The organism is Pseudomonas sp. (assembly GCF_030147005.1).
Taxonomy (GTDB): domain Bacteria; phylum Pseudomonadota; class Gammaproteobacteria; order Pseudomonadales; family Pseudomonadaceae; genus Aquipseudomonas.
In genome coordinates this window covers 20,269-39,412 of the sequence record NZ_JASLAW010000122.1, presented here as the reverse complement: position 1 = coordinate 39,412, position 19,144 = coordinate 20,269, and the positions used below count along the sequence as shown (strand labels likewise).

Below are 19,144 nucleotides of genomic sequence, written 5' to 3'. Positions count from 1 at the left end.
GGGTGTGGAACGAAAAGAGCTGTCGGCCTACGCCAACCGGCGCGCATCCTACACCGGCCTTTCCCCGAGCGTACAGCAGACAAAGAAAAGCCGGACGTTAGTCAGCGAAAGATCATCTAAGTTATTTACTTCTAGCTTGAAGTTTCGAACTTGTCGCTGCGTAGCCCTATAATGCGCGCCGGTTTTTAGGGTAATGGTCATGAGCACAGAAGATCCGCGGTTTGCAGGCGTCGCCCGCTTGTATGGCATTGAAGGCCTGGAACGCTTGAAAGCGGCCCACGTGGCGATCGTCGGTGTCGGCGGCGTGGGCTCGTGGGCGGCGGAAGCCGTGGCCCGTTGCGGGGTCGGCGAAATTTCGTTGTTTGACCTGGATGATGTCTGCGTGAGCAACAGCAACCGCCAGTTGCATGCGCTGGACAGCACCGTGGGCAAACCCAAGGTCGAAGTGATGGCCGAGCGCTTGCGTGGCATCAACCCGGCATGCACGGTGCATGCGGTGGCGGACTTCGTTACCCGCGACACCATGGCCGAGTACATCACCCCGAACATTGATTGCGTGATCGACTGTATTGACGCGGTCAACGCCAAGGCGGCGCTGATTGCCTGGTGCAAACGCCGCAAGATCCAGATCATTACCACCGGTGGCGCCGGCGGGCAGATCGACCCGACGCTGATCCAGGTGTGTGACCTGAACCGCACGTTCAATGACCCCCTGGCCTCCAAAGTGCGCTCCACCCTTCGCCGCGACTATGGCTTCTCCCGCACGGTGACCCGCCATTACAGCGTGCCGTGCGTGTTTTCCACCGAGCAGCTGCGCTATCCCAAGCCGGACGGCAGCATTTGTTTGCAGAAGAGTTTTGTCGGCGATGGCGTGAAGCTCGATTGTGCCGGTGGGTTTGGCGCGGTGATGATGGTGACGGCGACGTTCGGCATGGTTGCGGCAACCAAGGCGGTGGACAAGATTGTGGCAGGGGTACGCCGGCCTTCGGAGCGGGTCAAGCCCGCTTGAGTATCACGGTCTGACACGGATCTGAAACGTGGGAGCAGGCAAGCCAGCCCCCACCTTTAGCGTTGTGAATGGCTCAATTCGCGCATGCGTTGCAGGACTGCATTCAGGCCATTGCTGCGCGACGGTGACAGTTGGCGGGAAAGCCCCAGTTGATTGAACCAACCAGGCAGATCAACCGCCTGCAACCCAGCCGCCGACAACCCATTGACCCGCGCCAGCAGCAACGCCACCAACCCACGAATCATCCGCGCATCGCTGCTGGCGGCAAACTGCCAATGGCCGTCCTGCAAGCGCCCCACCAGCCATACCAGGCTTTCGCAGCCTTGCACCAGGTTGGCGTCGACCTTTTCGTCATCCGCCAACGCGGGCAGCCGCTCGCCCCATTGCATCAGCAGCCGGGCCCGTTGCTCCCAGCTGCCGACAGCCTGGAACGCTTCCAGCGCCGCCGCTGCATCCACGGGCAAGCTCATCGCAACATATCCAGCGCCTGGTCCAGCGCTTCAAAGAAGCGTTCCAGGTCATCGGAGTCGTTATACAGCGCCAGGGACACGCGAATCGCCCCGGACAACTGCATCGCCTTGAGCAACGGCATGGCGCAATGATGACCGGCGCGTACGGCAATGCCTTGCTCGGTCAGGAGATGGGCGAGGTCGGCATTGTGCACTCCGTCCACCACAAAGCTGACCAACGCCACGTGCGGCGCTCCGAGTACATGTACGCCATTGCGTGCTTTCAGCCCGCGCAACAGGTAGTCGTGCAGCGCCGCCTCATGGTTGATGACGGCGCGCTGATCCAGCGAACTCAGGTAGTCCAGGGTCGCCCCCAGACCTATGACGCCGGCAATCGGCGGCGTGCCGGCTTCGAAGCCCAGGGGCGCGGGGCGGAAGCTGGCGCTGTGATAGTCCGCCTGCTGCACCATCTCACCGCCGAACTGCCAGTGGCGCAGGTGATGCAAGGCTTCTTCGCGGCCGAACAACACGCCGACGCCATCCGGGCCGTAAAGCTTATGGCTGGAAAAAACATAGAAGTCGCAGCCCAGGGCCTGCACATCGTGACGACCATGGACGATGCCTTGGGCGCCATCCACCACGGTCAAGGCGTCGTTTGCTTTAGCCATCGCCAGTAAGGCTTCCAACGGCTGCCAGGCGCCGAGCACGTTGGACAACTGGCTTACGGCGAGCAGGCGCGTGCGCGGGCCGATCAAGTCGGCGGCGGCTGCAAGGTCGATCACGCCGTCATCGCCCAGCGGCAATACCACCAGCGTCAGTGCGCGGCGCTTGGCCAACTGCTGCCAGGGCAACAGATTGGCGTGGTGTTCCAGGGCGCTGATGACAATCTCATCGCCCGCATCGAATAAGTGCTCCAGGCCGTAGGCCAGGAGGTTCAGCGCAGAGGTTGCGCCGTGGGTAAACATCACCTGCCCGCTGTCGCCCGCATTCAACCACTGCGCAACCTTGCTGCGACTGTCTTCAAACGCCTGGGTCGCATGGGCACCCGGCAAATGCTGGGCACGGTGCACATTGGCTGCGCCGTTGGCGTAGTAATGGCTGATTGCATCCAGCAAGGCTTGGGGTTTTTGCGTAGTGGCGGCGTTGTCCAGGTAGGTCTGGTCTTGCCGTTGCAGGGTGGCGATGGCTGGAAAGTCAGCACGCCAGGGGGAGGGCAAACGCATGATGTTCAAGACTCGTATAAGCGAGCCGCACCCTGAAGGTGCGGCCCGCTGGGGGCATCGAGCGGCTGCTTAGTTGTGAGCGTGCAGCGCTTCGTTGAGTTCGATGGCCGATTTGTGGGTTTTGCACTCCACGGCACCGGTCTCGGAGTTGCGGCGGAACAGCAGGTCGGGTTGACCGGCCAGTTCGCGCGCCTTGACCACTTTGACCAGTTGGTTCTTCTCGTCCAGCAAGGCAACTTTGGTTCCAGCGGTCACGTACAGGCCCGACTCCACGGTATTGCGGTCGCCCAACGGGATACCGATGCCGGCGTTGGCGCCGATCAGGCAGCCTTCGCCGACCTTGATCACGATGTTGCCGCCACCCGAGAGGGTGCCCATGGTCGAGCAGCCGCCGCCCAGGTCGGAACCCTTGCCCACGAACACGCCAGCCGATACGCGGCCTTCGATCATGCCAGGGCCTTCGGTGCCGGCATTGAAGTTGATGAAACCTTCGTGCATGACGGTGGTGCCTTCGCCCACGTAGGCACCCAGGCGCAGGCGTGCGGCGTCAGCGATGCGCACGCCGCTCGGCACCACGTAGTCGGTCATTTTCGGGAATTTGTCCACCGAGAACACTTCCAGCAGCTCGCCACGCAGGCGCGCTTCCAGCTGGCGTTCGGCCAGTTCCCCGATATCGATGGCGCCCTGGCTGGTCCACGCCACGTTCGGCAGTTGCGGGAACACACCGGCCAGGCTCAGGCCGTGGGGCTTGACCAAGCGATGGGACAGCAGGTGCAGCTTGAGGTAGGCCTCAGGCGTGGAGGTCAGCGCGGCATCTTCGGCCAGCAAGGTCGCGACCAGCGGGGTATGGCTTTCAGCCAGACGGCTCAGCAGCGCGGCTTGGGTGGCGTCGACGCCTTTGAGCGCGTCGGCCATTTGCAGGGCCTGGGTGACGGTGAAGGTAATCGCCTGGTTGCCTTCGGTGTAACCGAGGACCGGCGCGATGGCCGCGACGATTTCAGCCGATGGGTTGAGCAAGGGCTGTGCGTAAAACACTTCCAGCCAAGCACCTTGGCGGTTCTGAGTGCCGACGCCGAAGCCCAGGCTGAACAGGGAATTGGACATGCTGTTACCTCTACAAAATGGAAGGCTGGCCTACTTGAGGGCCGCCGAATAACTATCTGGCTTGAAGCCAATCAGGGTTCTGTCACCGAGATCGAGCACTGGGCGCTTGATCATCGAGGGTTGTGCGAGCATCAATTCAATGGCTTTCGACTGATCGAGATCGGCTTTGCGTTCGTCTTCGAGTTTGCGAAAGGTGGTGCCCGCACGGTTCAAAACCACCTGCCAGCCGTGCTCGTTGCACCACTGGGTCAAGTGTTCGCGGTCGATACCGGCCGTTTTGTAATCATGAAACTCATAGCTCACAGCGTGTTCATCGAGCCAGGTGCGCGCCTTTTTCATGGTGTCGCAGGCTTTGATGCCGAAAAGGTGCAAGGTTTTGCTTGAAGCCGTCAAGGAATTGCCCCCCTTTGGACGAATGAAAAATGAAAGATCGCGGATTATGCCACGCTCAGCGCGTTTCGGCGCCGCTCGTCAGCAGGCTGCGACTTTTGTGCAAAAGCCATCGCGCAGCCTGAGCAGTTAACATAGCCGGGGAATATGGCACTTCAACGGCCAGCTGTTGCCTCAAGTGTGTCTTTGCAAGTCGATTGTCCGGGAAACCCGCGTTATGCAAACCGCCTACACCGTTCTCATCCTGCTGATGCTGGTCAGCGTTTCGCGTCTGGTCGGGCGCATCATTCCACTGCCGCTGCCTCTGGTGCAGATTGCCGCCGGGGCGCTGTTGGCCTGGCCCACGTTGGGGCTGCATGTGGCGCTGGACCCGGAGCTGTTCCTGTTTCTGTTTTTGCCGCCGCTGCTGTTTTCTGATGGCTGGCGCATGCCCAAGCGTGAATTGTGGCGTTTGCGCGGGCCGATCCTGACGTTGGCCGTGGGCTTGGTGCTGTTCACGGTGGTCGGTGCAGGCTACTTCATTCACTGGATTTTGCCGACGATTCCGCTGCCGGTGGCCTTCGCCCTGGCCGCCGTTCTGTCGCCGACGGATGCCGTGGCGGTGTCGGCGATTTCCCAGAACCGCTTGCCTACCCCCTTGATGCACATGCTTCAGGGTGAGGCCTTGATGAATGATGCGTCGGGTCTGGTGACCTTCAAGTTTGCCCTGGCGGCAGCCTTGACCGGGGTGTTTTCCCTGGCCGATGCCAGCCTGACTTTTGTTTTGGTCGCCGTGGGCGGGCTGGCGGTCGGTGTGGCGTTGAGCTGGCTGGTCGGTCGCCTGCGCGCCTGGATGATTGCGCGGGGCTGGGACGACCCGGCCACCCACGTGGTGTTCATGCTGCTGCTGCCGTTCGCCGCATACGTCCTGGCTGAACGCTTGGGCGCGTCGGGCATTTTGTCGGCGGTGGCGGCGGGCATGATGCAGAGCTGGCTGGACCTGCTGCCGCGTCAAACCAGTACGCGTCTGCTCAATCGCAGCGTCTGGTCGCTGCTGGAGTTTGCTTTCAACGGCCTGATCTTCCTGCTGTTGGGCCTGCAACTGCCGGACATCATCAAGGCGGTGGTGAGTCATGAGCCGACGTTGTGGCCGACCTTGATGTATCGCTGCCTGGACGTGATCGCGATCTTCCTGGTGCTGGTGGTGTTGCGCTTTATCTGGGTGCAGAGCATTTGGCGGCTGTCAGGCTTGCTGCGCCGCGTACGTGGGAAAAGCGAGTTGACCCTGGTGCCCACGGCGCGCTCCTGCTGGTTGCTGACAGTGGGCGGCGTACGCGGTGCGGTGACACTGGCGGGCGTGATGTCGGTGCCATTGCTGTTGGCGCCGGGTCAGGCTTTTCCGGAGCGCGACCTGCTGATCTTTATTGCGGCCGGGGTCATTTTGTTGTCGCTGGTCGCCGCTTGTATCGCGTTGCCATTGCTGCTTCGTGGTATCGAAAAAAGCCCCGATGAAAAGCGTCACCGAGAGGTCCGCGAAGCCTGGAAAAAAACCGCCGTGGCGGCGATTCATGCCCTGGAGGCTGAAGAGCCTGCTGAAACCGTAGCGCCGGATGCGGCCCAAGCGGCACTGGCCACTGAGCTCAAGGCGCGACTGATGTCGGAGTATCGCCACCAGCTTGAGGTGTTCAACGATTCCGCCGAAGCCCAGGCACTGGCGCTGCAGATGGATCAACTGGAGCGCAAGCTGCGGCTCAAGGGGCTGCGCGCGCAGCGGCTGGAGTTGTATCGTTTGAGCCGTCAACATCAAATTGGCGATGATGTATTGCGCGAAGTCCTGGCGGATCTGGATATGAGTGAGGCGAACTTGGGCAGTATTAAGTAGTTTGAGCGTTGATCATTGCGCGGATGCTGGTATTGAGCAGTTTGCCCATCAGGGTTTTATCTTCCGGATACAGTGACTGCATGAAGCGTTTATCGCCTTCAGACAGTTTGAAGTTGCGCGGGATGGGATTTCCGCTGTTCAGCCGCGACGCGGCAAACGCATAGTGCATGATGGATTTGTCATCATAGTCTGCCGAAGCTTTTACCTGCCTGCGCGGCAGGGTGCTGACGATATCGTGGTTGGCGTCAGCGCGTGATCTGCCGGTGGATTCATATTCGTCATAAATGTTCTGCCTGTTCAAGTCCAACGTCCGGTCGGGGTGCTTATGCTCATGTTTGAGGCCCAGGGCGTGGCCGAACTCATGCTGCACTGTGGCGGCAACGCTGGTGGGCGAACGTGTGAAGTTAATGCCCATGGTAGGTTTGAATAACGGCACCGTCATGGCATCGGTGCCCACTCTTGACCATCCCAGTCCGGTGTCACTGTCTGCAGTGATGCGTATATCGCCGTTGGGGCTGTTGGTGAACTTGAAGAAGAGATTGGTGTGCGGGGCCCATTTGTTGATGTTGTGCTTTACCAGCGTCTTTTGTTCCTGGGTCATGTTCAGCAGGGAGATGGTCAGCACCGAATGTTGAGGCCATAGTTTGTCGGGCATGGCAACGCCGCGTTTACTTCTGTGGAGAGGCGCGCTGACGTAATGAGCAGAAAGCGAAGTGGGCGAGATCGGAAGGGGCACGGTGTTCACCTGAGCGTTTTATATGAACTTAGGTGGAGCGTTCGCGCATCTGTGTTCCCACTCAATGAGTTGCAAAATTGTGCAAGGTGCGCGGCAAAATCCTGATAGGAGTGCCCCGCACCGCAACGCTGATTGCCGGGTTCTATCAGGTCGATGGCGATGCTTTCGGGTATGCCTTTTTCGCCCAGGCAATATCGCCGTCGCTCAGCGTCGAGTTTCGCGAGTAAAACGTGTTCTGGGTGGTCAACTCAGGGTTGATGGAGTAATGCATGATTGAGTCTGAGTCGTAAGGCAAAAACTCGTATTGATCGCTGCGCGGCAGGGGCAGCCAGTTTTCTTGCTGGTTGGGTTGGGATAGGTGCCTGTCAAGGCTGGGCTGATGCCAAGGGATGTTCGCTTCGGGATGTTGATGGGCGTGGTGCGCCCCAAGCATATGCCCGAATTCGTGCAGCACCGTACTCTCGAATGAAGACCTTGTGTGGTCAGCCGGCAGCGTCATTGTCGGAGCCCCGGGACTGATGTTTTGTGCAGCGGTTCCCAGCGTCGATCCACCGCCATCGGTCGGGGTCGCCGCGATTCTCACGTCTCCTTCTTCGCCTGCTACGAATTCGAATTTGAGATTAATGTGGGGCAGCCATTTGCTGGCAGCTTCCTTGAGCGCTAACACATAGGGGTCATCCTGCTCGTAATCGAATATTGCGATCTTGACGGTACTGTTTTGCGGCCAGTATTTGGCAGGCTCCCCAATATTGCGCCGGTTTCTAACAAGGCGTTGGGCTTCATGAGGCTCATCGCTCGGTCGCTCAATGAGCGCAGGCCGGTAATGGGGGAGGGCGCTGGAAGGCATCATGTCGAATTTCCTTCTTGTAATCAGGGACGAAACTGAAAGTTGATTCGTCCCTGACGCAGGAAAAGTTCCGACTTTGAATGTGGGAAATTGTGAGTGCGCTCCTTGGGGAGCGCACTTTTCACTCGTTGCGGGTAATAAAATCCCGAATCCGCTCCGCCGCTTCGACGCATTCGGCCAGCGGTGCAACCAAGGCCAGGCGTACACGCCCGGCGCCAGGGTTGAAGCCATCCACTTCGCGGGACAGGTAAGAGCCAGGCACCACCGTCACATGCTCTTGCACGAACAAATCGCGGCAGAAGGCCGCGTCGTCACCGTTCACATTCGGCCACAGGTAAAAGCCGCCGTCCGGGTGTTGCACATCCAGCACCGGTTTGAGAATCGCCAGCACCGCGTCGAACTTCTCGCGATACAGGTCACGGTTGGCCAGTACGTGCGCTTCGTCCTGCCAGGCGGCGATGCTGGCCAGCTGGGTTTGCACCGGCATCGCGCAGCCGTGGTAGGTGCGATACAGCAGGAAGGCTTTCAGGATCTCGGCATCGCCGGCGACAAAGCCCGAACGCAGGCCCGGCAGGTTGGAGCGTTTGGACAGGCTGTGGAATACCACGCAACGCTTGAAGTCCTGGCGATCCAGTTCGACACAAGCGCTCAGCAGACCTGGCGGCGGGGTTTGTTCGTCAAAGTACAGTTCGCTGTAGCACTCGTCGGCGGCGATCACGAAATCGTACTCGTCGGCCAGGGCGATCAGCTTTTTCAAGGTGCTCACCGGAATCAGCGCGCCGGTCGGGTTGCCTGGGGAACACAGGAACAGGATCTGGCACCGCTTCCAGATGTCTGGCGACACGGCATCGAAGTCCGGGTTGAAACCATTGGTGTCCAGGCACGCCAGGTAATGCGGCTTGGCGCCGGCCAGGAACGCCGCGCCTTCGTAGATCTGGTAGAACGGGTTCGGGCTGACCACCAGCGCGTCATCACCGCGATTGACCACTGTCTGGGTAAAGGCGAACAACGCCTCGCGAGTGCCGTTGACCGGCAGGATGTTACGCGCCGGGTCCAGCCAGCCTTCAGGTACGTTGAAGCGACGCTCACACCAGGCGCCAATGGCCTCGCGCAGAGCGGGGATACCCAGTGTTGTCGGGTACACGGCCATCTGGTCGAGGTTGTTGCTCAGCGTCTCGGCCACGAAACTCGGTGATGTGTGTTTGGGCTCGCCAATCGACAGCGCAATCGGGCGTTTGTCCGGGTTCGGTGTGACGCTGCCGAGCAGGGCGCGCAGTTTCTCGAACGGGTAGGGTTGCAGCTGGTTCAGGGCGTTGTTCATGTAAACCTCTATGACGGTAAACACAGACCTTGTGGGAGCTGGCTTGCCTGCGCTGCAGGCAACGCGGTGTAGTTGATACACCGAGGTGATGCCATCGCAGACAAGCCAGCTCCCACAGCAATCGCGTTCACAACGTTAACAATCAAATGGTCAGGCGAGTCAGCTCGACGCCGGGTTCCTGGGTCACGCTCAATTGCTCCACGATCGCTTCCTGCAAACGGCGGCACAGCTCAGGGTCGGACAGCGGCTGGTTATCGGCGTCGGTGATGAAGAACACGTCTTCCACTCGCTCGCCGAGGGTCGCAATCTTGGCGTTCTGTAACGACAGGTCGAATTCCAGGAAAATCCCGCCGATGCGTGCCAGCAGGCCTGGGCGATCCGGCGCGCTCAGCTCCAGCAAGGTCACCGGGCGCTGGGCGTCGTTGGAGATAGTCACCTGAGGCGCAAAGGCAAAGTGTTTGAGCTGGCGCGGTACCCGACGCTGGATGATGGTTGGGTAATCATCCGGGTTGCGCAGGGCGTCGGTAAGGCCTTCGCGGATCTTCTTCACGCGCACCGGGTTGTCGCCAATCGAGTCGCCGTCGGTGTCGAGCACAATATAGGTGTCGAGGGTGAACTGGCTGCTGGAGGTGATCACCCGGGCGTCATGAATGTTCAGGTTGAGCTGGTCCATGGCCGCCACCGTCACGGCAAAGAAGTCATGCTGGTCCGGCGCGTAGATGAAGATCTGCGTGCCGCCTTCGAATTCGCGCTGGGTGGTTTCCTTGATCAGCACCAGCGGGCCACCATCGGCCGGCTGTTGAAGGATGGCGTCGGTGTGCCAGGCGACATCGCCAGCGGTGTGACGCAGGAAGTAATCGTCACCCAATTGCGACCACAGTTGTTCGACATCATCCGGGTCGTTGCCGCCGCGCACCAAGATATCCAGGGCCGCGCTTTGGGTGCGGCGGATCTGCTCTTCGCGGTCCACCGGGTTTTCCAGGCCGCGGCGCAGGGCGCGCTTGGTCTCGGTGTACAGCTGGCGCAGCAGGCTGGCACGCCAGGAGTTCCATAACGTTGGGTTGGTGGCGTTGATGTCGGAAACAGTCAACACGTAGAGATAGTCGAGGCGGGTTTCATCGCCGACGATCTGCGCGAAGTCATGGATGACTTGCGGGTCGGATAAGTCCTTGCGCTGGGCGGTGGTCGACATCACCAGGTGGTTCTGCACCAGCCAGACGATCAGGCGGCTGTCCCACACCGGCAATTGATGGCGTTGGCAGAACGCTTCGGCATCCACCGCGCCGATCTCCGAGTGGTCGCCATGTCGGCCTTTGCCGATGTCGTGGTACAGGCCGGCCAGGTAAATCAGTTCCGGCTTGGGCAGCTTGGCCATGAGCTTGCTGGCCAGTGGGAATTTCTCTGACACCTGGGTGTACTGCAACTTACGCAAGTGTTTGATCAGGTTCAGGGTGTGGGCGTCCACGGTATAGATGTGGAACAGGTCATGCTGCATCTGCCCGACGATAAAGCCGAACTCAGGCAAATAGCGCCCGAGGATGCCGTAACGGTTCATCCGTCGCAGGTTGCGGTGGATGCCGATCTTGCACTTGAACAGTTCGATAAACAGGCTGGTGTTGCGGATGTCATTACGAAACTCGTCGTCGATCAGATGACGGTTTTCCCGCAGCAGGCGGATGGTGTCGGCGCGCACGCCTTTGATTTCCGGCTGCTGGGCCATCAGCACGAAGATCTCCAGCATGGCGAACGGCGTGCGGCTGAACACGTTGTCGTTACGCGCCTCGATATAACCGTCATGCAGTTGGAAGCGCGCGTTGATCGGTTGCGGCGGCGCTTCGTCTTCGGGGGCCAGGATCACCTCTTCGAAATGCTGGATGATCAGGTCGCTGAGCTGGGCGATGCTCATCACCACCCGGTAATACTGCTGCATGAAGCTTTCAATGCTGGTCTTCGCATCTTCGCCTTCAAAACCCAGCAGGGTGGCGATGGAACGCTGGTGGTCGAACAGCAGGCGGTCTTCGGAACGCCCGGCAAGCATGTGCAGGGCGTAGCGCACCTTCCACAGAAACTCCTGGGACGAAGCGAGCAGCGCGTTTTCGCTCTCCACCAGAAAGCCCTCGCCGGCCAGGGCGCGCAGGTTCAAGGTGCCGTACTGGCGACGGGCGACCCACAAAATCGTCTGGATATCGCGCAGCCCGCCCGGCGAGCCTTTGACGTTGGGTTCCAGGTTGTATTCGGTGTCGTTGTATTTGTGGTGCCGCGCTTTTTGCTCGGCACGCTTGGCCAGGAAGAAATCCTTGCTCGGCCACATGTGCGCGGGGCTGGTTACTTCAAGCATGCGCTGGCGCAGGTGCTCGGGGCCGCAGATGGTACGGCTTTCCATTAGGTTGGTGACGACCGTCAAGTCGGCGCGGGCCTCTTCGGCGCATTCATCGACTGAGCGAACGCTCTGCCCGACTTCCAGGCCGATGTCCCACAGCAGCGTCAGAAACCGCTCGATGGAATCGCGAAAAATCTCATGGTCAGCGCTGTCCAGCAAGATCAGCAGGTCGATGTCGGAGTAGGGGTGCAGCTCGCCACGACCGTAGCCGCCGACCGCCACCAGGGCGATATCCGCCTCGGTGCTCCAACCGAACTGCTCCCAGGCTTTTTGCAGGATATTGTCGACGAACCAGGCGCGGTCCTCGATCAGCCGGCGTATGTCGCGGCCGCGGCGAAAGCGCTCATCGAGCACGTCGCGCGCCCGGCGGATCGCCTTCTTGAACGCGGGGATGGGGCTTGCCTTCAGCGCCAGTTCGGCCTGGAACTGGCCACGGTCGAAGAGTTCGGGATCCACCTGGGGCATCGATCGGTTTTCCTTTCTATCTAATCATTCAGTTACAACACAGTTTGGAAAACCCGGGCAACCCTTACGCTGAAGCGGCACCCGACGTGCGTGGGATCGTGTCGTCGGCGCGCAGGGTGAAGATCTCGTAGCCGGTCTCGGTGACCAGCAGGGTGTGTTCCCACTGCGCCGAGAGTTTGCGATCCTTGGTGATGGCGGTCCAGCCGTCGCCCAGCACCTTGGTGTCAGCCTTGCCCTGGTTGATCATCGGTTCGATGGTGAAGGTCATGCCGGCTTTCAGTTCCATGCCGGTGCCGGCGCGGCCGTAGTGCAGGATCTGCGGCTCTTCATGGAACACGGTGCCGATGCCGTGGCCGCAGAACTCGCGCACCACCGAAAAGCCGTTCTTTTCGGCGTGCTTCTGGATCACTTCACCGATATCGCCCAGGCGGCAGCCAGGCTTGACGATCTCGATGGCCTTGTACATGCATTCCTGGGTCACTTGGGACAGGCGCTCGGCCCAGACCGGCACGTTGCCGACGTGGAACATGCGGCTGGTATCGCCGAAGTAGCGGTCCTTGATCACGGTGACGTCGATGTTCAGGGTGTCGCCATCCTTCAACGGCTTGTCGCCCGGAATTCCGTGGCAGACCACATGGTTGACCGACGTGCAGATCGACTTGGGGAAGCCTTTGTAGTTCAGCGGGGCAGGGATGGCGCCTTGCACGTTGACTATATAGTCGTGGCAGATCTGGTTCAGTTCTTCGGTGGTGACGCCGGGCTTGACGTGTTCGGCGATCATTTCCAGCACGTCCGCAGCCAGTTTGCCGGCAATGCGCATGCCGGCGATGTCTTCGGCGGTTTTCAAACTCACGGTCATACAGGCTCTCTTTAGCGCAATACGCTGAAATCAATTCGGTTAGGGCGTGCGACAAAGGGTTGCAGCGTTCGCACAAGCCACAAAAAACGCGATTCTAACAGACGCCGGCATCAAATCATGAGCCTCTGATCATCGCTTCTCTCTATAAGGTAGGGGGATATCGGCTCTATTCAAGGGGTTACATGAGCGCGGCGTGCGCCGAATGTGATTGCGTATTCCGTTTTTGCCGATGCTGTGGTATAAAATGCGCCGCTTTCCGGGGATACCCCGCAGAGCTTAAATCCACACACGTGTCGACACGATGACCTGGGTGCCGGAGGCCTTGATGCCGCTGGTTGGTCATTGGGATACGTGGAGGCCAAACCCGACTTATTAAGGAACTATCATGTCCCAAGTCAACATGCGCGATATGCTGAAGGCCGGTGTGCACTTCGGTCACCAGACCCGTTACTGGAACCCGAAAATGGGTAAGTACATTTTCGGCGCACGTAACAAGATTCACATTATCAACCTTGAAAAAACCCTGCCAATGTTCAACGAAGCGCTGACCTTCGTAGAGCGCCTGGCTCAGGGCAAAAACAAGATTCTGTTCGTTGGCACCAAGCGTTCCGCCGGCAAGATCGTTGCTGAAGAAGCAGCACGTTGCGGTTCGCCGTACGTCGATCACCGCTGGTTGGGCGGCATGCTGACCAACTTCAAAACCATCCGTGCTTCCATCAAGCGTCTGCGTGACCTTGAAGTGCAAGCCGAAGACGGTACGTTCGCCAAGCTGACCAAGAAAGAGGCGCTGATGCGCACTCGCGATCTGGAAAAGCTCGATCGTTCCCTGGGTGGTATCAAGGACATGGGCGGTCTGCCTGACGCACTGTTCGTTATCGACGTTGATCACGAGCGCATCGCGATCACCGAAGCCAACAAGCTGGGCATCCCTGTTATCGGCGTAGTCGATACCAACAGCAGCCCGGAAGGCGTTGACTACATCATCCCAGGCAACGATGACGCAATCCGCGCTATCCAGCTGTACATGGGTTCGATGGCTGACGCTGTAATCCGCGGTCGCAACCACGTTGCTGGTGGTACCGAGCAGTTCGTTGAAGAAGCTCCGGTAGCTGCAGCTGAGTAATTGACGCCCTGGCGTTGACTCAGTAAAGCAAAAAGGGGGCTTGGCCCCCTTTTTGCCACCTCGAAAACCGTTTGTTGGCACCCACTTGTGGCAGCGCAACATAGCGACTGTAACGTGCAGCAGCCTACAACGGAGATTCGGGAAGAATTGATCCCCCGTTCGATCGGGTGGAATGGTTGAAAACCTATCCAAGAGGAATTTGAAAATGGCAGCAATTACTGCAGCGTTGGTTAAAGAACTGCGTGAGCGTACCGGCGAAGGCATGATGGATTGCAAGAAAGCCCTGGAAAAGGCTGACGGCGACATCGAAAAAGCCATTGATGACATGCGTGCTTCCGGCGCCATCAAGGCTGCCAAGAAAGCAGGCAACGTGGCTGCTGAAGGCGCTATCGCTCTGAAAGAAGACGGCAAGTCCGCTGTTCTGCTGGAAGTGAACTCGCAGACCGACTTCCTGGCTCTGCAAGACGACTTCAAGGCATTTGTTGCTGCCAGCGTTGAAAAAGCGTTCGACGACAAAATGACTGACGTCGCTCCGCTGATCGAAGCTCAGGAAGCTGCTCGTCTGGTACTGGTCGGCAAGGTTGGCGAAAACGTCAACATCCGTCGCCTGGTGCGTGTTGAAGGTGACGTGGTTGGTGGTTACCTGCACGGCAACAAGATCGGTGTTGCAGTTGTCCTGAAAGGCGGCAACGTTGACCTGGCCAAAGACATCGCTATGCACGTAGCGGCCAGCAACCCCGAGTTCCTGCTGCCTTCGGAAGTTTCTGCCGAAGCGATCGAGCGTGAAAAGGCTGTGTTCCTGCAGCTGAACGAAGAGAAAATCAAAGGCAAGCCAGAAAACATTGTTGAGAACATGGTCAAAGGCCGTATCAGCAAGTTCCTGGCTGAGGCAAGCCTGGTTGAACAGGCGTTCGTCAAGAACCCTGAAATCAAGGTTGGCGAACTGGCCAAGAAAGCCGGTGCTGAAATCGTTTCCTTCACCTACTTCAAAGTAGGCGACGGCATCGAGAAGCCGGTCGACAACTTCGCTGAAGAAGTTGCTGCCCAGCTGGCTGCCGCCAAGCAATAAGACAGTTTTCAACTGTCGCCCGAAAGAGGCTGCCCGCTCACGCGCGCAGCCTCTTTTCAAATGGGAAGGCTAATTTTATTTGGCTTCCCCTCGGAACTGGCTTACAAAGCCGTGTTCCGATGGCGCTGTGATAGCGTCCAGCTAGAGTGAACGCAAGCCGTAAACGGCTCGCCAAGAATTTTTAAGAACATACGCCGCAGGAGAGATTCGCAATGGCTCAGCAGGGCAGTGGTTATCAGGCTCGCTATAAACGCATTCTACTCAAGCTCAGCGGCGAGGCCCTGATGGGCTCGGAAGAGTTCGGGATCGACCCCAAGGTGCTTGACCGCATGGCGCTGGAAGTCGGCCAATTGGTCGGCATCGGTGTTCAGGTGGGTCTGGTGATCGGCGGCGGCAACCTGTTCCGCGGTGCGGCACTGAGTGCTGCCGGCATGGATCGGGTCACCGGCGACCACATGGGCATGCTGGCCACTGTGATGAACGCCCTGGCCATGCGTGACGCCCTGGAGCGTGCCAATATCTCGGCCATCGTGATGTCGGCTATTTCCATGGTCGGCGTGACCGATCACTACGATCGCCGCAAAGCCATGCGCCACTTGAACTCCAAAGAAGTGGTGATCTTTGCCGCCGGCACCGGTAACCCGTTCTTCACCACCGATTCGGCAGCGTGCCTGCGCGCTATCGAAATCGACGCCGACGTGGTGCTGAAAGCGACCAAGGTGGATGGCGTATACACTGCAGACCCATTCAAAGACCCGCATGCCGAGAAGTTCGATCATCTGACCTACGATGAAGTGCTGGATCGCAAGCTGGGTGTAATGGACCTGACGGCTATCTGCCTGTGCCGCGACCACAAGATGCCGCTGCGCGTATTTAACATGAACAAGCCCGGCGCCCTGCTGAATATCGTACACGGCGGCGCGGAAGGGACTCTGATCGAGGAAGGCCAACAATGATCGACGAAATCAAGAAAGACGCCCAAGCGCGTATGCACAAATCCCTGGAGTCTCTGAGCCACGCATTCGGCCAGATTCGTACCGGCAAGGCGCACCCAAGCATCCTGGGCAGCGTGATGGTGCCTTACTACGGCACGGATACTTCCATCACCCAGGTGGCCAACATCACCGTAAAAGACTCGCGCACCCTGCAAGTCGTGGCCTTCGAGCGCAACATGCTTGGGGCGGTCGACAAAGCTATCCAGAGTGCCGGCTTGAACCTCAACCCGACCAACCTGGGCGAGTTGTTGCTGATTTCCATGCCTGCCCTGACTGAAGAGACCCGCAAGGGCTTCACCAAGCAGGCGCGCAGCGCGGCCGAAGATGCACGCGTTGCCGTGCGCAACATCCGTCGCGATGCGTTGGGTGATCTGAAGAAATTGGTCAAGGACAAGGAAATCAGCGAAGACGAAGAGCGCCGCGCCGTTGCTGATATCGATAAGCTGACCAAGGATGCGGAGGCCCAGATCACCAAGGCCACCGAAGAAAAAGAAAAGGACCTGATGGCCGTATAAGGGGTCAGGACGCCTTCATGGAAAAGACCAAGCAGACTGTGCCCTCGGTGGTGCCGCGCCATGTCGCGATCATCATGGATGGGAATAATCGCTGGGCGAAGAAACGCTTTATGCCGGGTGTTGCCGGGCATAAAGCGGGTGTCGATGCGGTGCGCGCTGTAATCGAAGTGTGTGCCGAGGCCAAGGTTGAAGTGCTGACGCTGTTTGCCTTTTCGAGCGAGAACTGGCAGCGGCCCGCCGAAGAAGTGAGTGCCTTGATGGACCTGTTCTTCAAGGCGCTGCGTCGCGAGGCCAAGCGCCTCAATGACAACAACATCAGCCTGCGTATCATTGGTGATCGCTCCCGGTTCCATCCGGAGCTGCAAGCGGCCATGCGTGAAGCCGAGGCGATCACTTCCGGCAGCAACCGTTTTGTGCTGCAGATCGCAGCCAACTACGGCGGCCAGTGGGACATCGCCCAGGCTGCGCAACGACTGGCCCGCGAAGTGCAGGCCGGTCATCTGCGGCCCGACGACATTACGCCCGAATTGTTGCAAACCTGCCTGGTGACCGGCGATCTGCCGTTGCCGGACTTGTGCATCCGTACCGGTGGCGAGCACCGCATCAGCAATTTCCTGCTGTGGCAGCTAGCCTATACCGAGTTGTATTTCTCCGACCTGTTCTGGCCGGACTTCAAACACGATGCCATGCGCAACGCGCTGGCCGATTTCGCTTCCCGTCAGCGTCGCTTCGGTAAAACGAGCGAGCAGATCGAAGCTGGAGCCCGGGTTTAAATGCTTAAACAACGAATCATTACAGCACTGATCCTGCTGCCGATTGCCTTGTGCGGTTTCTTCCTGCTTGAGGGTTCTGGATTTGCGCTGTTTATCGGCCTGGTCGTCACCCTCGGCGCATGGGAATGGGCGCGGCTGGCGGGGTTCAGCGATCAATTGCCGCGTATGGCGTACGCCGCGATCGTCGCGCTGCTGCTGTTCCTGATGTACATCCTGCCCGATATCGCGCCCTGGGTGCTGGGGGCGGCGGTATTGTGGTGGGCCTTGGCGACGTTCCTGGTGCTGACCTATCCGCGTACCGCCGGCCAGTGGTCCAGTGTGGCCTGCAAGTTGGTGATTGGCTTGCTGATCCTGCTGCCGGCCTGGCAAGGGCTGGTGGAAATCAAGCGTTTCCCGAATGGCAACGAATTGATCCTGGCGGTAATGGTGCTGGTCTGGGGGGCTGACATCGGCGCCTATTTCTCGGGCCGGGCCTTTGGCAAGCGCAAGCTGGCGCCGGCCGTCAGCCCGGGCAAGAGCTGGGAAGGCGTATACGGCGGGCTGGCCTTGACGCTGCTGATTACGTTGGTGGTCGGTGTGATGCGCGACTGGTCGGTGAAGGAAATTTTCCTGACCCTGTTGGGTACTGCCATCGTCGTTTTCATTTCGGTAGTGGGCGACCTCACCGAGAGCATGTTCAAGCGTCAGGCCGGGATCAAGGACAGCAGTAACCTGCTGCCAGGTCACGGTGGCGTGCTGGACCGTATTGACAGCCTCACAGCAGCGTTGCCGATCTTTGCCGTGTTGCTGTGGATGATCGCTTCGTGAGCCGTCTGCAGCAGGTCACCGTGCTGGGAGCGACGGGCTCGGTTGGGCTGAGCAGCCTGGATGTCATCGCGCGTCATCCAGATCGTTATCAAGTGTTTGCCCTGACCGGCTTCACGCGTATGAGTGAATTGCTGGCGTTGTGTGTGCGTCACTCGCCACGTTTTGCCGTGGTGCCGCAGGCGGCTGCCGCGCGTGGCCTGCAGGATGACCTGCGGGCTGCCGGCCTCGCCACCCAGGTATTGGTGGGTGAAGAGGGGCTGTGCCAGGTGTCGGCGGATGCCGAAGTGGATACTGTTGTGGCGGCGATCGTCGGTGCGGCGGGTTTGCGTCCTACACTGGCCGCAGTCGATGCGGGTAAAAAAATCCTGCTGGCCAATAAGGAAGCGCTGGTCATGTCCGGCGCGCTCTTTATGCAGGCTGTGCGCAAGAGTGGTGCGGTGCTGTTGCCCCTCGACAGCGAACACAACGCGATCTTCCAGTGCATGCCCACTGATTTTGCCCGCGGCTTGAGCCAGGTTGGTGTGCGCCGGATTTTGCTAACGGCCTCCGGCGGCCCCTTCCGGCAAACTCCGCTGGATGAGCTTGAGGATGTTTCGCCGGACCAGGCGTGCGCGCATCCGAATTGGTCCATGGGGCGCAAAATCTCCGTGGATTCGGCAAGCATGATGAACAAGGGCCTGGAGCTGATTGAGGCATGCTGGTTGTTTGATGCGCGGCCTGACCAGGTGGAGGTGGTGATTCACCCGCAAAGTGTGATTCATTCCCTGGTTGATTACGTGGACGGCTCGGTACTGGCGCAATTGGGCAACCCCGATATGCGCACGCCGATCGCCAATGCCTTGGCGTGGCCGGAACGGATTGACTCCGGTGTGGCGCCATTGGACCTGTTTGCAATTGCGCGCCTGGATTTCCAGGCACCGGACGAACAACGCTTCCCGTGCCTGCGTCTGGCCCGGCAAGCGGCGGAGGCGGGTAACAGTGCGCCGGCGATGCTTAATGCTGCCAATGAAGTGGCCGTGGCGGCGTTTCTCGAACGGCGCATCCGCTTTCCACAGATCGCGAGTATCATCGAGAACGTTCTGGATCTTGAGCCGGTAGTGGCTGTGAGTGACCTGGAGGCTGTGTTCGAGGCCGATACAAAGGCCCGGGCCCTGGCCGATCAATGGCTGAGCCGCAACGCGCAGTAGGCTTTGGGCGGGTTAGCGCCTGCAGGCATCG

18 protein-coding genes are annotated in these 19,144 nt (G+C 59.5%); 9 read left to right on the top strand and 9 right to left on the bottom strand.

Going from position 1 to position 19,144, the window contains the following annotated elements:
• Positions 1 to 199 precede the first annotated feature (199 nt).
• Positions 200 to 1,009 carry a tRNA cyclic N6-threonylcarbamoyladenosine(37) synthase TcdA gene (gene tcdA / locus Q1V60_RS10950; RefSeq protein ID WP_300630173.1) on the top strand — a complete coding sequence of 270 codons (810 nt, stop codon included), beginning with the start codon at positions 200 to 202 and terminating at the stop codon, positions 1,007 to 1,009.
• 56 nt (positions 1,010 to 1,065) lie between these two features.
• On the opposite strand, the gene Q1V60_RS10945 is transcribed toward tcdA, so the two are convergent.
• From Q1V60_RS10945 to Q1V60_RS10930, 4 genes are all read right to left on the bottom strand, one after another.
• The gene (locus Q1V60_RS10945) at positions 1,066 to 1,479 is read right to left on the bottom strand and encodes a SufE family protein (RefSeq protein WP_300630172.1); all 414 of its coding nucleotides are present in this window, start codon (positions 1,477 to 1,479) and stop codon (positions 1,066 to 1,068) included.
• Positions 1,476 to 2,681 carry a cysteine desulfurase gene (locus Q1V60_RS10940; protein ID WP_300630170.1) on the bottom strand — a complete coding sequence of 402 codons (1,206 nt, stop codon included), beginning with the start codon at positions 2,679 to 2,681 and terminating at the stop codon, positions 1,476 to 1,478. Before Q1V60_RS10940 ends, Q1V60_RS10945 begins: the two co-directional genes overlap by 4 nt.
• Before the next feature lie 69 nt (positions 2,682 to 2,750).
• On the bottom strand, positions 2,751 to 3,785 hold the full coding sequence (dapD, locus tag Q1V60_RS10935; protein ID WP_300630168.1) for a 2,3,4,5-tetrahydropyridine-2,6-dicarboxylate N-succinyltransferase: 1,035 nt from the start codon (positions 3,783 to 3,785) through the stop codon (positions 2,751 to 2,753).
• A gap of 30 nt (positions 3,786 to 3,815) precedes the next feature.
• Positions 3,816 to 4,124 (bottom strand): arsenate reductase, encoded by a 309-nt coding sequence (locus tag Q1V60_RS10930; protein ID WP_231982825.1) that lies wholly within the window; start codon positions 4,122 to 4,124, stop codon positions 3,816 to 3,818.
• Between the two features lie 268 nt (positions 4,125 to 4,392).
• Between Q1V60_RS10930 and Q1V60_RS10925 the strand changes: the two genes are divergently transcribed.
• Entirely contained in the window at positions 4,393 to 6,036 is a 1,644-nt protein-coding gene (locus Q1V60_RS10925) for a Na+/H+ antiporter (protein ID WP_300630166.1), read from the top strand.
• Here Q1V60_RS10925 and Q1V60_RS10920 read toward each other — a convergent pair.
• From Q1V60_RS10920 to map, 5 genes are all read right to left on the bottom strand, one after another.
• Positions 6,029 to 6,691 carry a M12 family metallopeptidase gene (locus Q1V60_RS10920; protein WP_300630164.1) on the bottom strand — a complete coding sequence of 221 codons (663 nt, stop codon included), beginning with the start codon at positions 6,689 to 6,691 and terminating at the stop codon, positions 6,029 to 6,031. The two genes, Q1V60_RS10925 and Q1V60_RS10920, sit on opposite strands and share 8 nt — an antisense overlap.
• 226 nt (positions 6,692 to 6,917) lie before the next feature.
• Entirely contained in the window at positions 6,918 to 7,622 is a 705-nt protein-coding gene (locus Q1V60_RS10915) for a M12 family metallopeptidase (protein WP_300630162.1), read from the bottom strand.
• 118 nt (positions 7,623 to 7,740) lie between these two features.
• Entirely contained in the window at positions 7,741 to 8,940 is a 1,200-nt protein-coding gene (dapC, locus tag Q1V60_RS10910) for a succinyldiaminopimelate transaminase (RefSeq protein ID WP_300630160.1), read from the bottom strand.
• Between the two features lie 142 nt (positions 8,941 to 9,082).
• Positions 9,083 to 11,785: a [protein-PII] uridylyltransferase gene (locus tag Q1V60_RS10905; RefSeq protein ID WP_300630158.1), complete on the bottom strand. Its 2,703-nt coding sequence runs from the start codon at positions 11,783 to 11,785 to the stop codon at positions 9,083 to 9,085.
• Positions 11,786 to 11,849: 64 nt separating this feature from the next.
• On the bottom strand, positions 11,850 to 12,644 hold the full coding sequence (map, locus tag Q1V60_RS10900; RefSeq protein ID WP_300630156.1) for a type I methionyl aminopeptidase: 795 nt from the start codon (positions 12,642 to 12,644) through the stop codon (positions 11,850 to 11,852).
• Between the two features lie 385 nt (positions 12,645 to 13,029).
• On the opposite strand from map, the gene rpsB reads away from it, so the two are divergent.
• The 7 genes from rpsB to ispC all read left to right on the top strand — a co-directional run bounded on the left by rpsB (position 13,030) and on the right by ispC (position 19,113).
• Complete coding sequence (rpsB, locus tag Q1V60_RS10895) at positions 13,030 to 13,767, top strand: 30S ribosomal protein S2 (RefSeq protein WP_003219330.1); 738 nt, start codon at positions 13,030 to 13,032, stop codon at positions 13,765 to 13,767.
• 205 nt (positions 13,768 to 13,972) lie between these two features.
• Positions 13,973 to 14,836 (top strand): translation elongation factor Ts, encoded by an 864-nt coding sequence (tsf, locus tag Q1V60_RS10890; RefSeq protein ID WP_300630152.1) that lies wholly within the window; start codon positions 13,973 to 13,975, stop codon positions 14,834 to 14,836.
• A gap of 212 nt (positions 14,837 to 15,048) precedes the next feature.
• Positions 15,049 to 15,792, top strand: a complete 744-nt coding sequence (gene pyrH, locus Q1V60_RS10885; protein WP_003189161.1) for a UMP kinase — start codon at positions 15,049 to 15,051, stop codon at positions 15,790 to 15,792.
• Positions 15,789 to 16,346, top strand: a complete 558-nt coding sequence (frr, locus tag Q1V60_RS10880; RefSeq protein WP_300630150.1) for a ribosome recycling factor — start codon at positions 15,789 to 15,791, stop codon at positions 16,344 to 16,346. The genes pyrH and frr overlap by 4 nt, the downstream gene beginning before the upstream one ends.
• 17 nt (positions 16,347 to 16,363) lie before the next feature.
• Positions 16,364 to 17,119 (top strand): polyprenyl diphosphate synthase, encoded by a 756-nt coding sequence (gene uppS / locus Q1V60_RS10875; RefSeq protein ID WP_300630149.1) that lies wholly within the window; start codon positions 16,364 to 16,366, stop codon positions 17,117 to 17,119.
• Entirely contained in the window at positions 17,120 to 17,926 is an 807-nt protein-coding gene (locus Q1V60_RS10870; protein WP_300630148.1) for a phosphatidate cytidylyltransferase, read from the top strand.
• Positions 17,923 to 19,113, top strand: coding sequence for a 1-deoxy-D-xylulose-5-phosphate reductoisomerase (ispC, locus tag Q1V60_RS10865; protein WP_300630147.1), 1,191 nt, complete (start codon positions 17,923 to 17,925; stop codon positions 19,111 to 19,113). Before Q1V60_RS10870 ends, ispC begins: the two co-directional genes overlap by 4 nt.
• The last annotated feature ends 31 nt before the right edge of the window (positions 19,114 to 19,144 follow it).

Excerpts from the sequence above, each read along its gene's own strand:
- tcdA (WP_300630173.1), top strand. The coding sequence starts at position 200 with ATGAGCACAGAAGATCCGCGGTTTGCAGGCGTCGCCCGCTTGTATGGC.
- Q1V60_RS10945 (WP_300630172.1), bottom strand. The coding sequence starts at position 1,479 with ATGAGCTTGCCCGTGGATGCAGCGGCGGCGCTGGAAGCGTTCCAGGCT.
- Q1V60_RS10940 (WP_300630170.1), bottom strand. The coding sequence starts at position 2,681 with ATGCGTTTGCCCTCCCCCTGGCGTGCTGACTTTCCAGCCATCGCCACC.
- dapD (WP_300630168.1), bottom strand. The coding sequence starts at position 3,785 with ATGTCCAATTCCCTGTTCAGCCTGGGCTTCGGCGTCGGCACTCAGAAC.
- Q1V60_RS10930 (WP_231982825.1), bottom strand. The coding sequence starts at position 4,124 with ATGAAAAAGGCGCGCACCTGGCTCGATGAACACGCTGTGAGCTATGAG.
- Q1V60_RS10925 (WP_300630166.1), top strand. The coding sequence starts at position 4,393 with ATGCAAACCGCCTACACCGTTCTCATCCTGCTGATGCTGGTCAGCGTT.
- Q1V60_RS10920 (WP_300630164.1), bottom strand. The coding sequence starts at position 6,691 with ATGCCCGACAAACTATGGCCTCAACATTCGGTGCTGACCATCTCCCTG.
- Q1V60_RS10915 (WP_300630162.1), bottom strand. The coding sequence starts at position 7,622 with ATGATGCCTTCCAGCGCCCTCCCCCATTACCGGCCTGCGCTCATTGAG.
- dapC (WP_300630160.1), bottom strand. The coding sequence starts at position 8,940 with ATGAACAACGCCCTGAACCAGCTGCAACCCTACCCGTTCGAGAAACTG.
- Q1V60_RS10905 (WP_300630158.1), bottom strand. The coding sequence starts at position 11,785 with ATGCCCCAGGTGGATCCCGAACTCTTCGACCGTGGCCAGTTCCAGGCC.
- map (WP_300630156.1), bottom strand. The coding sequence starts at position 12,644 with ATGACCGTGAGTTTGAAAACCGCCGAAGACATCGCCGGCATGCGCATT.
- rpsB (WP_003219330.1), top strand. The coding sequence starts at position 13,030 with ATGTCCCAAGTCAACATGCGCGATATGCTGAAGGCCGGTGTGCACTTC.
- tsf (WP_300630152.1), top strand. The coding sequence starts at position 13,973 with ATGGCAGCAATTACTGCAGCGTTGGTTAAAGAACTGCGTGAGCGTACC.
- pyrH (WP_003189161.1), top strand. The coding sequence starts at position 15,049 with ATGGCTCAGCAGGGCAGTGGTTATCAGGCTCGCTATAAACGCATTCTA.
- frr (WP_300630150.1), top strand. The coding sequence starts at position 15,789 with ATGATCGACGAAATCAAGAAAGACGCCCAAGCGCGTATGCACAAATCC.
- uppS (WP_300630149.1), top strand. The coding sequence starts at position 16,364 with ATGGAAAAGACCAAGCAGACTGTGCCCTCGGTGGTGCCGCGCCATGTC.
- Q1V60_RS10870 (WP_300630148.1), top strand. The coding sequence starts at position 17,120 with ATGCTTAAACAACGAATCATTACAGCACTGATCCTGCTGCCGATTGCC.